Origin of the sequence: Paenibacillus lutrae (assembly GCF_009757775.1) — a bacterium.
GTDB lineage: Bacteria > Bacillota > Bacilli > Paenibacillales > NBRC-103111 > Paenibacillus_F > Paenibacillus_F lutrae.
Genome location: NZ_RHLK01000003.1, coordinates 158,831 through 174,265, shown reverse-complemented (window position 1 = coordinate 174,265; position 15,435 = coordinate 158,831). Strand labels below are relative to the sequence as shown.

Sequence of the window (15,435 nt, the reverse complement as noted above, 5' to 3'; positions counted from 1 at the left end):
CTATCATGCCATAAACCGGATGAAATTTAAATTTCTTTCTGAAATCCGCATCGTCCAAGCTGTGATATTTTGCGGCTTGTCTGAATACATTTAGCTTGTGGAGCAGTCTTGCGATGATAGTAACCGGGAGGGAAAAACGGAGATGAGTCACAAAGAGTGGTACCAGATGACGGCGGATGAAGTTCTCCAGGCACAGCAAGTTGTCCTGGCCGAGGGGCTGTCCTGGGAGGAAGCGGACAGCAGGCAAGCCGAATCCGGCCGCAATGAGTTGTCCGAAGGCAAGAGTGTTTCGCCGATCACGCTGTTTTTAAACCAGTTCAAAGATTTCATGGTCCTTGTATTGATGGGAGCTACTCTTGTCTCGGGACTGCTCGGCGAATACCTGGATGCCATAACGATTGTAGCCATTATCATCATGAACGGAATTTTGGGCTTTATACAGGAATTTCGGGCGGAGCGTTCCCTGCGTGCATTGAAAGAACTTTCGGCACCGAATGCGAAGGTATGCAGGGGAGGGGAGATTCATGCGGTACCCGCGCGTAATCTTGTACCCGGAGATATCATTTATCTCGAGAGCGGAGACCGGGTTCCGGCTGATATCAGGCTGATTGAAACAAACAGCTTCTATGTGGAAGAATCCGCCTTAACCGGAGAATCCGTACCTGTCGGCAAAACGGTAGCTCCTCTGGGAGCGGAGGCCATTACGCTCGGCGATCAGCGCAATATCAGTTTCATGGGGACCATGGTTACCCGTGGAACTGCCAAAGGGACCGTAGTTCGGATCGGAATGGCGACAGAGATGGGGAAAATCGCGGATCTTATTCAGAACACAGACGTGCTGCAGACTCCGCTCCAGCATCGGCTGGAGCAGCTCGGTAAAATTCTGATCATTGTCGCCGTCTGCCTGACCGTTATGGTCGTTATTGCGGGGATAGCGCATGGACAGCCTCCATATACGATGTTCCTCGCCGGCGTTTCTCTTGCTGTTGCGGCGATTCCGGAAGGCCTTCCGGCTATTGTTACGATAGCGCTCGCTATGGGTGTACAGCGGATGATCAAACGCAAAGCCATTGTCCGCAAACTTCCGTCGGTCGAAACGCTCGGGTGTGCGTCGGTGATCTGCTCAGACAAAACAGGCACCCTGACTCAGAATAAAATGACCGTCACTCATTTGTGGGTGGGCGGGGAGCTGCTTGAAGTCAGCGGCGACGGATATACCCCGGAAGGGGAAATCAGCAGCGGCAGCGCGCGGGTCGTTCCCGCCAAGAACGCGATGCTCCGTCAATTTCTTCAGATCTCAGCTTTGTGCAGCAATGCCGTCCTGTATCAGGAAGAGCTGGAGTCCTCGTCCTCCAAGAAGAAAAAAACCAAGGAGGAGCGACCGGATACGGTGTGGAGTATCAAGGGTGATCCTACGGAAGGGGCTTTGGTCGTGCTTGCGGCAAAAGCGGGCATGACTGCTGAAACGCTGGGTCCGCAATTTCAGCGGGTAGCGGAATTTCCTTTTGATTCCGATAGAAAAATGATGTCCGTCGTCGTTAACCACGCGGGACGCCGGCTGGTCCTAACCAAAGGAGCACCGGATGTGCTCATGCAGAACTGCTCGTATATTTTGTGGGACGACAAAATTATTCCGTTCACTTCGACGCTCAAGGCCAAAGTTATGGCCGCTAATGAAGGAATGGCCCGCTCGGCTCTTCGTGTGCTCGGGACAGCTTACCGGGAGCTGAAGTCAACGGACAAGTGCGAAGAGCAGGAAGATGCCGAATGCGGCCTTGTATTCGTCGGACTCGGCGGCATGATTGATCCTCCTCGCCGGGAAGTGCGCGAAGCCATGGCTAAGTGCCGCAAAGCCGGTATCAAAACGGTGATGATCACAGGGGATCATCTCACAACTGCTGAAGCCATTGCCAAACAGTTGGGTATGCTCCCGGCTGGCGGTCTGTGCATCAGCGGACATCAATTGGCCGTTATGGATGATGAAGCGCTGGAGAACAGAGTGGACGAGATTTATGTCTACGCCCGGGTATCGCCGGAGCACAAACTGCGCATAGTCAAGGCGCTGCAGAAGAAAGGGCACGTCGTAGCCATGACCGGCGACGGCGTAAATGACGCCCCGGCGATCAAGGCGGCGGATATTGGAATTGCAATGGGCATCAGCGGAACGGATGTCTCCAAAGAAGCTTCCTCGCTCATACTCAGCGATGATAATTTTGCGACGATTGTAGCGGCTATCGAGGAAGGGCGGGGCATCTACGAGAACATCCGTAAATTTATCCGCTATCTGCTGGCCTCGAACGTCGGTGAGATTTTAACTATGTTCCTGGCTATGATGGCTGGCCTGCCGATGCCTCTGATCCCGATTCAGATTTTGTGGGTTAATCTGGTGACGGATGGTCTTCCCGCCATGGCCCTTGGGGTTGATCCCGCCGAGAAGGATCTTATGCAGCACAAACCTCGTTCGGCCAAGGAAAACATATTCGCACGAAGGCTCGGGTGGAAAATTATTTCCAGAGGATTTTTGATCGGCATTTGTACGTTGGGAGCTTTCTGGCTTGTCCTGCGGCAAAACCCGGGAGATGCCGAACATCTTGTCAAGGCGCAGAGCGTAGCTTTTGCGACGCTGGTTATGGCGCAGCTTATTCATGTATTCGACTGCCGCAGCTCACGCTCGATTTTTCACCGCAATCCGTTCCAGAACAAATACCTTGTGCTCGCTGTCTTATCCTCACTCGTTCTTATGCTGGGCGTGATGTATATCGAGCAGCTGCAGCCAATCTTCAAGACGGTTCCGCTCGGTCTGGAAGAATGGATTATCGTTCTGATTGCCGCAGGAATTCCGACATTCCTGATGGGCATCGGCAGCATTATGCAGTCCCCATCCAAGAAAAAAACGATGAAGTACAGCTCAAAACCAAGCTTACGTTAACCCGTTAAAATTCTGGAGAAGTTAGCGTGAGGAAAGAGATCAGTTTCAGAACTTTCCATGCTCGTTCTTAACATCCGTGTGCGGCGCCCCGGCGTCCTGCCGGGTGTTTTCTTTTTCAGCGGGCAAATTACGCTAGGCACCGATTTTCATTTACGCTATGATATGAACAATGACTATCTTAAGCAAGGTGTGTGGACACATATGGAATTTACGAAAATGAACGGACTCGGCAATGATTTTGTTGTGATATCGGGGTATAGCGAGCTTCCGGAGAATGCATCGCAGCTGGCAGTCCAGTGGTGCAACCGGTTTTTCGGCATCGGAGCGGATGGACTGGTCTTCATTCTTCCGTCCGACCGGGCCGATGTCCAGATGCGGATTATCAACTCCGACGGTACCGAAGCCGAGCAGTGCGGCAATGCGGTCCGCTGCGTAGCTAAATATGTGTATGACCGCGATGAGAATAAACGGGCTGCCATTACCGTGGAAACCCTTGGAGCGGGTGTGCAGGAAGTGCAGGTAGAAGGAGAGAGCGGCAAAGCGGCCGCCATTCGGGTGGATATGGGAGAGCCGGTCCTGCAAGGGCTTGAAGTGCCGACGACTATCGATGCTGACGTTGTCCTGAACGAGCCGGTGGAAGTCGATGGCGTAACTTTCCGTTTCACGGCCGTTTCTATGGGGAATCCGCACTGCATTATTTATGTGGAAGACGCTCCGAATTTCGATCTGGGTGAGTGGGGTCCTAAACTTGAGAAACATCCGCTGTTCCCGAATCGTACGAATGTTGAGTTCGTGACTGTCCGGTCCCGGGAGTATGCGGATATGCGCGTATGGGAACGGGGAGCGGGTCCTACGCTGGCCTGCGGGACGGGGGCATGTGCAACCCTTGTCGCTTCCGTGCTGAACGGCTACACAGAGCGCACAGCCGTCATTTCCCTAAAAGGCGGAGAGCTGGCTATCGAATGGAACGAAAGCAACAACCGGGTATATATGACGGGTCCTGCCGAAGAAGTGTACCGGGGAATAATTAGTCTTTAGATTTTACTTCTCCAATTGCAAGACATCCGGCTGTATACGAGATTATTTGCGTTCTTAGAATTGCCTTTAAGTTTGCAGGTGGTTTGTGTTAAAGTAAATGTACTATTTTGATGGGTGGGAAGAACATGAAACCGGAACTCCGCCAGGCGTTGAAACAGAATGTATTAATCGGGGACGGAGCGATGGGAACCTATTTGTATCAGCAGGGCTTCCCCGTCGGGATCTCCTATGAGGAGCTTAACCTAGTCCAATCCGAAGTAATTGCTGACGTGCACCGCCGATATTACGAAGCAGGCGCACGGATTATCGAAACGAATACTTTCTCCGCAAATAGGGAAAAATTATCCAAATACGGACTCGAGCAGGAAGTGGATTCCATTAACCGCGCAGGTGTAGAGCTTGCCCGCAGTTCCGTAGGCGAAGACGCTTATGTCGTAGGAGCAATCGGATCGATCCGTGCAGGCAAGCGGAAGAATGTGCGCACATCGGAAGTCGAAGTTGCGCTGCGGGAGCAGATTCTCGTGCTGCTGGATACACCTGTGGATGGGCTGCTCCTTGAGACGTTCTATGACCTCGATGAGCTGCTCATCGCACTGAAGCTGATTCGCCAGCTGAGTCCTTTGCCTGTTATCTGCCAGTTCGCAACGGAAGGCACGGATGCCACACAGGACGGTGTGCCGCTCCACGAAGCGTTCCTCCGTGTCCGGGACGAAGGAGCCGATGTGATCGGCTTTAACTGCCGGACCGGTCCCAACGGTATTCTTCGTTCGCTGCAGAACGTTGCGCCGCTCGTTGACATGCCGTTCTCGGTATTCCCTAATGCGGGAATACCGGATTACGTGGATGGCCGTTATTCGTATGCGGCCACCCCGGAATATTTTGCCGAGAGCGCACTGCGCTTCGCCAATCTCGGAGCCAGAATAATCGGCGGCTGCTGCGGCACCACGCCGGAGCACATTGCAGCTATGGCTAAAGTGCTGCAAGATTATACGCCTGCCGAAGAGGCGATCAACGAGCTCCGCGCCGCCGCGCAGGCGGTCGTGACCGAGAACGCGCCGCAGGGCAGCACGAGCCAGCCCGCAAGCGAGCCGAGCCTCGTAGACCTGGTCAAGAAGCGCCATACCGTCATTGTGGAGCTGGACCCGCCGAGAGATCTGGATATCGCGAAATTCATGGAGGGCAGCAAGGCGCTCCAGGATATGGGAGTTGACGCCATTACGATGGCGGACAATTCTCTTGCTGTGACGAGGATGAGCAACCTCGCTATGGGCATGCTGGTTAAAGAACAGCTGAAGGCCCGTCCGCTCATACACATTGCCTGCCGAGACCGCAACAGCATCGGTACCCAGTCTCATCTGATGGGACTGCACGCGCTGGGGATCGATCATGTCCTGGCGGTTACAGGCGATCCGGCCCGGTTCGGTGATTTGCCGGGATCGAGCTCCGTCTACGATCTGACATCGTTTGAAATGATCCGGATGATCAAGCAGTTGAATGAGGGGATTGCTTTCTCCGGGAAACCGCTCAAGAAGAAAGCGAACTTCATTATCGGTGCCGCCTTTAACCCGAATGTCAAACACCTGGACAAGGCTGTGCACCGGTTAGAGCGCAAAATCGAAGCGGGCGCCGATTATATTATGACGCAGCCGGTATACGATCCGCTTCTGATCGAGCGTATGTACGAAGCGACCAAGCATTTGAAAGCACCATTGTTTATAGGTATTATGCCGCTGGCAAGCGGACGGAATGCCGAATACCTTCATAATGAGGTGCCGGGCATTCAATTGTCGGATGAGGTGCGCGCGCGCATGGCGGGTCTCGAAGGAGAGGAAGGCCGGCGTGAAGGTGTGGCTATTTCTCAAGAGCTTCTGGATGCTGCCATGCCGCTCTTTAACGGCATCTATTTCATGACGCCATTCCTTTTCTATGATATGAGTGTCCAGTTGACCAAGTATGTATGGGAAAAAGCGGGGCGCCGGGATTTACTCTTGTCCCCCCTAGTAAAATGAATTACAATAGGTTAATGGATGTGAACCGATAATGATACGAAGTATGACCGGATTCGGACATGCCTCGCTTTCTTCGCATGGCTACCGGGTGTCGCTCGATATCAAGACTGTGAACCACAGATATTGCGACATCTCCGTTCGCATGCCGAAAGAATGGATGGCATATGAAGATACCGTCAAGAAAGCGGTGCTTCGCTACATTAAGCGTGGACGCGCGGATTGTTTTGTGACGATTGAACGGGAAACCGTATCGAATAAATCGGTGTCTGTGGATTGGGCACTTGTTGACGGATATATGCAGGCAGCTGAGCAGATTCAGAAGCGCCATGGCATTGCTGGCGGGCTGGTTGTGTCAGACCTGCTCAGATTGCCGGATCTGCTTTCCATATCGGAACAGCGGGCGGCTGCCGACGATGCGCTTGTTGACCTCCTGACTTCCTGCATGGAAGAGGCTTTGAAGAGCCTCAACGGCATGAGGGAAAGCGAGGGAGCCCACCTTGCTGGAGATTTGACCGCCAGACTGTCGTTAATTGATAGCTTGAACAACGAAATGATGCGGTATGCGCCTGAAGTTGTGCGGGACTATGCCGCTAAGCTGCGTCAGCGTATTCAGGATCTTTTATCTGATCAGATTCCCGCTGACGAACAGAGGCTTGCAGCAGAAATCGCGCTGTTTGCAGATCGTTCCAACGTTGACGAAGAGATGACACGGCTGCAAAGCCATATCAACCAATTCAGACAGCTGCTCGGTTCCCGGGAACCTGTCGGACGCAAGCTCGATTTTCTCATTCAAGAAATGAATCGTGAAGCAAACACCATCGGCTCCAAAGCTGGGCATATAGAAGTGTCCAATAGAGTAATCGAGCTGAAAGCCGAGTTAGAAAAAATGAGAGAACAAATACAGAATATCGAGTGAACCGCTGACGGTATCACGAGGAGGAAACGTAATGGCCATCAAACTAATCAACATCGGATTCGGAAATATCGTTTCGGCTAATCGCATCATTTCCATTGTTAGCCCCGAATCTGCTCCTATCAAAAGAATTATCCAGGAGGCGCGCGACCGTCACATGCTGATTGACGCGACGTATGGAAGAAGAACTCGTGCCGTCATCATTACCGACAGCGACCACGTGATCCTGTCTGCGGTTCAACCGGAGACTGTTGCACACCGACTTTCGAACAAGGACGATGATCATGACGAGTAGCACAAACACTTTGGAGCGGGATAGAGGAATTCTGATCGTACTTTCCGGCCCTTCAGGTGTCGGCAAAGGTACAGTATGTTCGGCGCTTCGCAAAATGTCGCCGGAACTGGTCTATTCCGTTTCAGCAACAACCCGTAAGCCTCGTGAAGGCGAAGTAGAGGGTCTTAATTATTTTTTCAAAACAAGGGAACAATTCGAACAATTGATCTCGGCTGACGAAATGCTGGAACATGCGGAGTATGTCGGTAATTATTATGGAACTCCACGCCGGTTTGTTGAAGAAACGCTTGCTTCGGGCAAGGATGTTATCCTTGAGATTGAAGTGCAGGGCGCGCTGAAGGTGAAAGAAAAATTCCCCGAAGCGACTTTTATTTTCCTGATCCCCCCTTCTTTGGCTGAGCTGGAGAATCGGATTGTAACCCGGGGTACAGAGACGAACGAGATCATACGCAGCCGGATGTCAGTAGCTCTCGATGAGATTCGTTTGATGCGGCACTACGATTATGGTATCGTCAATGACGAGGTACATAAAGCCTGCTACAAAATCCAGTCCATTCTTACTGCGGAACATTGCAAGTGCGATCGGATTTTACCTAGATTGGAACAATGGATCGGAGAGTGAAACAAACATGCTGTATCCTTCAATTGATAAACTGCTCGATAAAGTGGATAGTAAATATTCGCTGGTTGTGGCTGCTGCCAAACGTGCAAGAATGCTCAGAGATGGTACCCACACACAGCTTCATGATGCTAAATCCCATAAGCAAGTCGGGGTAGCGCTTGAGGAATTGTACGGGGATTATGTGAAGTACGAGAAGATCGAAAACAAAGAAGACGCTGAATAATCCGCAGGATTATTTGGCAGCGGCGGCAGTCCTTGTGACTGCCGCTGTTTATACAGCGGCATCCGGGAGGCCCTAAGCGGGAACTCTGGAACGCGAATAATCGGACAACCCTTAGTGGTTGTTATTTTTTTCTAATCTGGAGGGAAGCGCAGATGTTAACAGGGAAAACGGTTGTAGTGGGCGTGTGCGGCGGGATTGCCGCTTACAAGGCGGCAGCGCTCTGCAGTAAATTAAGTCAGGCTGGCGCTGATGTTCGCGTCATTATGACTAGGTCTGCAGCCCAGTTCATAACACCCTTGACTTTTCAATCCTTAACTCGTAAGCCTGTAGCTATAGATACGTTTGATGAAAAAGATGCGGCTGTAATCTCTCACATTGATCTGGCCGATCGTGCCGATCTGGTTGTCGTTGCACCGGCGACAGCTAATATGATAGGAAAAATGGCACATGGATTAGCGGATGATATGCTGAGCACTACCCTTCTGGCCACGACGGCTCCCGTGATGGTAGCTCCTGCCATGAATGTGCATATGTACACGCATCCTGCCGTTATCGATAATATGAATAAGCTCAGAGAACGCGGAGTCCGGTTCGTGGAGCCCGGTACGGGTCAATTGGCATGCGGATATGTAGGCCAAGGCCGGCTGGCGGAGCCGGAAGAAATTTTTGACCGGATTGCCGCTTTCTTCAAAGCGGATGCGCCTTTGCAAGGAAAGCGGGTGATCGTTACGGCCGGAGGCACGGTGGAGCGGATAGATCCCGTGCGGTACATCACCAATGATTCCTCCGGCAAAATGGGCTACGCCCTTGCGGAAGCCGCCCAAGCTTTAGGAGCGTCCGTTACGCTGATCAGCGGACCGACAGCTCTGCCGGTACCGGCTGGAGTAGAGCGGATAACGGTTATATCTGCCGAGGACATGCTTCAGGAAGTCATGGCCCGTTATGACACAATGGACTTCGTTTTTAAGGCCGCAGCCGTTGCGGATTACCGTCCTGCTCAGCAGCGGCCGCAGAAAATGAAGAAAACAGGGGAGACCCTTACGATCGACCTGGTTAAGAACCCGGATATCTTGCAAACGCTCGGCAAGATTAAAAAGCACCAGTTCCTCGTAGGATTCGCAGCGGAGACGGAGAAAGTCGATGAGTATGCGCTCGATAAGCTGATCCGTAAAAATTGCGACCTTCTCGTGGCGAACAATGTGTCGCTCGAAGGGGCCGGATTCGGGACGGATACCAATATCGTGCGGGTGTTTGACCGCGATGGGCTGGTAGAAGCACTGCCGGTTATGAGCAAGAGAGAAGTTGCCGAGTACATCGTGCGTCTTGCTGCCAGCCGTAAACAAGCCGCAGCCATTCCTGCATCCACTGAAAATGTTGAGGCAGCGGGAGTCGGCCAGGTTCCAGGAGCAAAGGAACATCAAGAGGAACATCAAGGGGACGCTTCATGTACGCAAAGGTAATAGTGGATGTCCCTGCCAAACAAACAAACCGGGCATTCGATTATTCGGTGCCTTCCTCTATGAAGGGATGGATTGAAGTAGGAAGCCGTGTAGGAGTGCCGTTCGGCCCCAGGGTTCTTCAGGGCTTCGTCGTGGAACTGCACGATACGACATCGGTGGATCCCAAACGGCTCAAGGCCGTACGGCATATTCTGGACCCTGCTCCGCCTCTGACAGAAGAGCTTGTCGAACTGGGACACTGGATGAGTGAAACCTATTTATGTCATGAAGTAACAGCGCTGCAGGCGATGCTTCCAGGTGCGTTGAAGGCTAAATATGAACGGTATGTTCAGGTTGCGGACATCGAAGCGGACGGAAGTCCTTCTATGCTGCTGTTGCTCCCTTCACAGGAACGGATAATAGACTATTTGCAACGTAAAACGAAAGTGAAAATGGAAGATTTGCTGGAAGCTTTTCCGGAAGACGGCGGATTAATCCGCGATATGCTCGAGGAAGGCCTTCTTCTTGAAAAGCAGGGTATGAAGGATCGCGGTTCAGCTAAGAAGGCTCTGACCGTCTTCCCACCGGGTATCAAAATAAAGCAGAATGAGGCAGCTTCCGTGTCCCACCACGAAGAAACCCGGAGCGAGGCCGGCAGTCCTGTGCCCGCAGCAGAGTCTCCCGCAGACTCTGCTGCTTCGCGGGAGCCTTTAAATCTCGCCCGGTTGGCGGACGAACTTCCTGCCCGCTCGCATAAGCAGAAAGAGGTGCTCCTCTACCTCAGTGAAAATTTGAAGCCGATCCGTTTGACCGAGCTGATGGATAAACTCCAGGTTGGGGCCAGTACCGTCAAAGGATTGGCTGACCGGGGTTGGATCGAACTTCGGGAAGTGGAGGTTATGCGGGATCCATACGCCAATCGGCATTTTGAGGAAACCAAACCGCTTCCTTTAACCGATGAGCAGCAGTCTGTATACGATACAATCGCGGCAACGCTCGACAGACGAGAGCATCAAGTGTATCTGCTTCAAGGAGTGACGGGAAGCGGCAAGACGGAAGTTTATTTGCAGGCGATCAGCCGGTGTCTGGAGCAGGGGCGTGAAGCGATTGTACTTGTGCCTGAAATTTCGCTTACTCCCCAAATGGTAGAGAGATTTAAGGGGCGGTTCGGGGACGAAGTAGCCGTTATGCACAGCCGTCTATCCGCCGGTGAACGCTACGATGAATGGCGCAAAATTATGCGCAGGCAGGTGCGCGTCGTTATTGGCGCCCGCTCGGCGGTGTTTGTACCGTTTCGTAAAATCGGCCTGATTATTATCGACGAAGAACACGAGTCTTCCTATAAACAGGAAGAAAGCCCGAAATATCATGCAAGAGATGTCGCTGCATGGAGAGCACGCTATCACGGTGCGGCTGTTGTGCTGGGCTCGGCGACCCCTTCGCTCGAGAGCATTCAGCGCACACGGCCTGCTGCGGGGGCCGGAAGCGAATATAAGCTTCTCATGATGCCCTCGCGCGTCGCGGGACGTCCGCTTCCTCCCGTGCATATCGTAGATATGCGGGAGGAGCTTAGGAGCGGCAACCGCTCTATGTTTAGCCGGGCTCTTCACCGGGGATTGGAGCAGCGGCTCCAAAAAGGGGAGCAGACGGTGCTGCTGCTCAACCGGCGCGGTTATGCCACGTTCGTTATGTGCAGGACGTGCGGCTTTGTGGCGGGTTGTCCGCACTGCGACATATCGCTCACGTACCATCAGGTATCGCGTACGCTCCGCTGCCATTACTGCGGCTATGCGGAGAGACAGATGGAGCTTTGTCCCGACTGCGGGTCCGAGCATATCCGGCATTTCGGAACCGGCACCCAGCGGGTAGAGGAAGAACTCGTGAAGCTCTTTCCCGGGATCCGGGTCATCCGCATGGATGTCGACACAACGACTGAGAAAGGCTCTCACGAGAAATGGCTCACCATGTTCCGCAACAAGCAAGCGGATGTCCTGCTGGGCACCCAAATGGTCGCCAAAGGGCTGGACTTCCCGGATGTGACACTGGTCGGTGTTATTGCAGCCGATACGGTGCTTAACCTTCCGGATTTCCGCTCGGCCGAGCGGACATTCCAGCTGCTGACACAGGTAGCGGGCCGGGCAGGCCGGCATACACTGCCGGGCGAAGTGTTCGTGCAGACGTATACGCCGGAGCATTACAGCGTCATCACAGCCAGCAGACATGATTATGACGCGTTTATAGCGGAGGAGCTGCCCCACCGCAGGCAGCTTGGATACCCGCCTTACTGCCGGCTGATCCTGGTGACGATTACCCATGAGCAGATTCCGCTTCTGGTCCGTACGGCTGAGGCCTTGACTATGCGCTTGCGGGAACTGGGCGCTATGGAGCAGGGGAGGGCCGCATCCTGCGGAGAAGATTTTTTCATGGATGTGCTGGGTCCCGTCGCTTCGCCCATTCCTCGGATCAAGGATAGATATCGGTTCCAATGCGTGGTAAAATATCGTGGAGAGGCATCAGCCTCCCGTATTGTAAGCCGTGTCCTGGATGAATTCGCCGAGCGAGCGGCAAAGGAAAAAATGCTCATCAGCGTAGATGTGGACCCTCAAATGCTGATGTAGCTTAAGCCGGAATACGTATATAGAAGGTGGCACTGACCCTTTCAAATAGAGGATAGGAATACTTTCCATCGACGTCACATAAGCAGAAATGGACTCTGATGATATCGGAAATGATGTCCGAGTCGACTTGAAGATTTTACTGCGTGTAAAGAGAGAAGCGGCACTTTCCGCTTATCGTTTTAATCTGGGGTGAACTTCTTGAGGAGTTTATTCCCTTAACTACAAAAAAAGGCAGGTAAATGGTATGGCCATTCGAATGATTGTAAAAGAAGGAGATTCAGTCCTGCGCGAAACCGCCAAGCAGGTGACGAAGTTCAATTCCAATCTGCATAAATTGCTGGATGATATGGCGGATACAATGTACGACGCTCCGGGCGTAGGTCTGGCTGCACCGCAGGTCGGCATTCTTAAGCGCGTGATTGTAATGGATGTAGGGGACGATAACGGCTTGATCGAGCTTGTGAATCCCGAAATCGTTGCGAAAAGCGGGGAGCAGATCGGACCGGAGGGCTGCCTGAGCATCCCGGGTCTGGAAGGGGAAGTGAAGCGCCCTCTGCATGTTACCATCAAAGGACAGGACCGCAACGGCGAGGAAGTGGTTTATGAGGGGGAAGGACTTCTTGCGCGCTGCATGATGCATGAAGTGGATCATTTGAACGGTGTTCTTTTCACTGATCTTGCTATCCGCCTATACCGGCCGGAGCTTGAAGAAAATGAAGGTAGCGGCAAGTGAAAATAGTTTTTATGGGAACGCCGGACTTTGCAGTGCTGCCGCTTCAAACATTGCTAGAGGGCGGGTACGAGGTAGCAGCCGTCATTACGCAGCCTGATCGTCCCAAAGGCCGTAAGCGTATTTTGACGCCTCCTCCCGTCAAGGTAGAAGCTGAAAAGCACGGAATTCCGGTATTTCAGCCCGAAAAGCTCCGTACATCCGATACCGTAGATGAAATCCGCCGGATTCAGCCCGATCTGATCGTAACAGCCGCTTACGGCCAAATTCTGCCCAAAGCCGTGCTGGATATTCCGCGTCTGGGCTGTATTAATATCCATGCATCTCTGCTGCCGAAATACCGGGGCGGAGCTCCGATCCATCATGCGATTATCCGAGGTGAACAGGTAACCGGCGTGACGATTATGTATATGGCGGTGGGCCTGGATACAGGAGATATGATTTCCAAGATCGAAGTTGCCATCGGTGACGAAGATACGACTGGCACCATGTTCGAGAAGCTTAGCCGGGCGGGTGCGGATCTGCTTAAGCGGACCCTTCCCGAACTGTCAGCGGGGACGGTTACCCCGGTCGTTCAGAACGAAGAGGAAGCGATCTATTCTCCGAACATCGGCCGTGAAGATGAGCGGATTGACTGGACGAAGCCTTCCAGGGCAATCTGGAATCAGGTAAGAGGCCTGAATCCGTTTCCGGGTGCGTACACGACATGGAACGGCGAAGTTCTCAAAGTGTGGTCCTGCGCGAAACCGGAAGACGGAGAAGCCGGGTCAGCAGCTGCAGCGGCGGGCACGATTATTCGTGCAGACGAGAACGGCATCGAAGTAGCAACGGGTGACGGCAGCGTGGTGCTGTTAACCGTACAGCCTTCCGGCAAAAAAGCGATGGACGTTGCGCAGCTCGTGCGGGGGACCTCTATTGCGCCCGGTACGAAGCTTGGTGAATAAGTCGACAATTAGCGATACGCAGGAATTTTCGGTGCTTGTACCGTCTGTTCCTGCGTTTTTCCGTGAAAAATAGATGGTAAGACCAGGATGAGATGAACCACTACTATACAGCAAAGGATGTGGCTGAACCTATGAAACGGGAGACCACAGAGAACGGCCAGAAATCTAAAGCAGACAGCCGCCGTGCTGCGAATAAAGCGGCTTACCCTGCTTCCAGGCCTGCCGGGACCCCTAAGCCGGCTTCGAAGAAACCGGGATTAGGGGGAAGCGGTTCCGCTTCCGGACGCGCTGCACTCAAACCTACGGCGCGCGATGCGGCGCTGAAAGTGCTGACTCATGTTGAGGAAGCGGGGGCTTACAGCAATCTTAAATTGAATCAGATATTGAAGGAAAGCGATTTGCCGCGTCAAGATGCCGCGCTGGCAACCGAGATTGTATACGGAACTATTCAAAGGCGGAATACAATTGACTATTATTTGGCGAAACTGGTAACAAAGGGGGACAAGGGCCTTAGTAAACTCCAGCCATGGGTGCTGAGCTTGCTCAGAATGAGTCTGTATCAGCTGCTCTACCTGGAAAGAGTCCCGGATCATGCGATTGTGAGCGAGGCTGTTAATATTGCCAAGCGCAAAGGCCATCAGGGAATATCGGGAATGGTGAACGGCGTATTGCGCAGCGCAATTAGACGCCGTGAGGAGCTCATTCTCCCGGAGGGATTAGATGATACTAAGCGTATCGCGCTGCAGTATTCCCATCCGGAGTGGCTGGTCCGCCGCTGGATCGCGCAGCACGGCGTGGATGCGTGTGAACGCATATGCGCCGCGAACAACGAGGCGCCTCACGTGAGCATACGCGCGAACGTCCTGCGCGGCGAAGCCGCCGGTCTGCTGGAGCAGCTGCGCGGAGAAGGACTGGACGCGCAGCTGTCGGCTCTGTCGCCGGCCGGGATCGTCGTCTCTTCGGGCGGCAACATGGCGCTTGCGGCAGGCTTCGCCAAGGGCGACTATTCCGTCCAGGACGAGAGCTCCATGCTCGTTGCGGAGGCCCTTGAACCGAAGCCGGGCATGAAGGTTCTGGACTGCTGCGCCGCGCCCGGCGGCAAAACGGCCCATATCGCCGAGAAGATGGGCGACACCGGCGAAGTGTGGGCCTGCGATCTGCATCCTCACAAGCAGAAGCTGATCGACGAGCAGGCTGAGCGTCTTGGCCTGGAGTCGGTCCGCACTTTCGTGAAGGATGCGAGGGAGCTGCGCGAGGAGTTCGCTCCGGAGTCATTTGACCGCATTCTGCTCGATGCCCCTTGCTCGGGATTCGGCGTTATCCGCCGCAAACCCGACTTGAAGTGGAGCAAGCAGGAATCGGACATCAAGGAGATCCGCAGTGTCCAGAAGAGCATTCTCGAAGCGGTGCACGGGCTGCTGAAGCCCGGCGGGATTCTCGTATACAGCACCTGCACGATTGAAAGAGAAGAGAACGAAGCGGCGGTCGAGCAGTTTCTAAAGGCTCACGCCGAATTCAAACTCGATCCGATTCCCGCAGAAAATTGGCCGGATTCCGGGCTGGGCGTGCAGGCACCATCCGGTATGATCCGGATTACACCGGATCAATATGGTACGGACGGCTTTTTTATTGCCCGTTTGAGAAAAGAATAAGGGTGCCGGGAATAGAAGCTGGC

At 53.4% G+C, this 15,435-nt stretch carries 12 protein-coding genes; all 12 read left to right on the top strand.

The window, feature by feature from the left end:
• Positions 1 to 142: 142 nt before the first annotated feature.
• The gene (locus EDM21_RS06805) at positions 143 to 2,929 is read left to right on the top strand and encodes a calcium-translocating P-type ATPase, SERCA-type (protein ID WP_157334125.1); all 2,787 of its coding nucleotides are present in this window, start codon (positions 143 to 145) and stop codon (positions 2,927 to 2,929) included.
• A gap of 201 nt (positions 2,930 to 3,130) precedes the next feature.
• Positions 3,131 to 3,967, top strand: coding sequence for a diaminopimelate epimerase (gene dapF, locus EDM21_RS06800; RefSeq protein WP_157334123.1), 837 nt, complete (start codon positions 3,131 to 3,133; stop codon positions 3,965 to 3,967).
• A gap of 125 nt (positions 3,968 to 4,092) precedes the next feature.
• Positions 4,093 to 5,976, top strand: coding sequence for a bifunctional homocysteine S-methyltransferase/methylenetetrahydrofolate reductase (locus tag EDM21_RS06795; protein ID WP_157334121.1), 1,884 nt, complete (start codon positions 4,093 to 4,095; stop codon positions 5,974 to 5,976).
• 31 nt (positions 5,977 to 6,007) lie between these two features.
• Complete coding sequence (locus EDM21_RS06790) at positions 6,008 to 6,892, top strand: YicC/YloC family endoribonuclease (protein ID WP_157334119.1); 885 nt, start codon at positions 6,008 to 6,010, stop codon at positions 6,890 to 6,892.
• 31 nt (positions 6,893 to 6,923) lie between these two features.
• Complete coding sequence (gene remA / locus EDM21_RS06785; protein WP_009672664.1) at positions 6,924 to 7,184, top strand: extracellular matrix/biofilm regulator RemA; 261 nt, start codon at positions 6,924 to 6,926, stop codon at positions 7,182 to 7,184.
• Entirely contained in the window at positions 7,174 to 7,806 is a 633-nt protein-coding gene (gene gmk / locus EDM21_RS06780) for a guanylate kinase (protein ID WP_157334117.1), read from the top strand. Before remA ends, gmk begins: the two co-directional genes overlap by 11 nt.
• A gap of 7 nt (positions 7,807 to 7,813) precedes the next feature.
• Entirely contained in the window at positions 7,814 to 8,029 is a 216-nt protein-coding gene (gene rpoZ, locus EDM21_RS06775) for a DNA-directed RNA polymerase subunit omega (RefSeq protein WP_068774558.1), read from the top strand.
• Positions 8,030 to 8,181: 152 nt separating this feature from the next.
• Entirely contained in the window at positions 8,182 to 9,489 is a 1,308-nt protein-coding gene (gene coaBC / locus EDM21_RS06770; protein ID WP_157334115.1) for a bifunctional phosphopantothenoylcysteine decarboxylase/phosphopantothenate--cysteine ligase CoaBC, read from the top strand.
• A complete protein-coding gene (gene priA, locus EDM21_RS06765) occupies positions 9,474 to 12,086 on the top strand; it encodes a primosomal protein N' (RefSeq protein WP_157334113.1) in 2,613 nt (870 codons plus the stop codon). Before coaBC ends, priA begins: the two co-directional genes overlap by 16 nt.
• A gap of 244 nt (positions 12,087 to 12,330) precedes the next feature.
• On the top strand, positions 12,331 to 12,819 hold the full coding sequence (def, locus tag EDM21_RS06760; RefSeq protein WP_068774561.1) for a peptide deformylase: 489 nt from the start codon (positions 12,331 to 12,333) through the stop codon (positions 12,817 to 12,819).
• Positions 12,816 to 13,760 carry a methionyl-tRNA formyltransferase gene (gene fmt, locus EDM21_RS06755; RefSeq protein ID WP_166541870.1) on the top strand — a complete coding sequence of 315 codons (945 nt, stop codon included), beginning with the start codon at positions 12,816 to 12,818 and terminating at the stop codon, positions 13,758 to 13,760. Before def ends, fmt begins: the two co-directional genes overlap by 4 nt.
• 131 nt (positions 13,761 to 13,891) lie before the next feature.
• The gene (gene rsmB, locus EDM21_RS06750) at positions 13,892 to 15,412 is read left to right on the top strand and encodes a 16S rRNA (cytosine(967)-C(5))-methyltransferase RsmB (RefSeq protein ID WP_157334111.1); all 1,521 of its coding nucleotides are present in this window, start codon (positions 13,892 to 13,894) and stop codon (positions 15,410 to 15,412) included.
• The last annotated feature ends 23 nt before the right edge of the window (positions 15,413 to 15,435 follow it).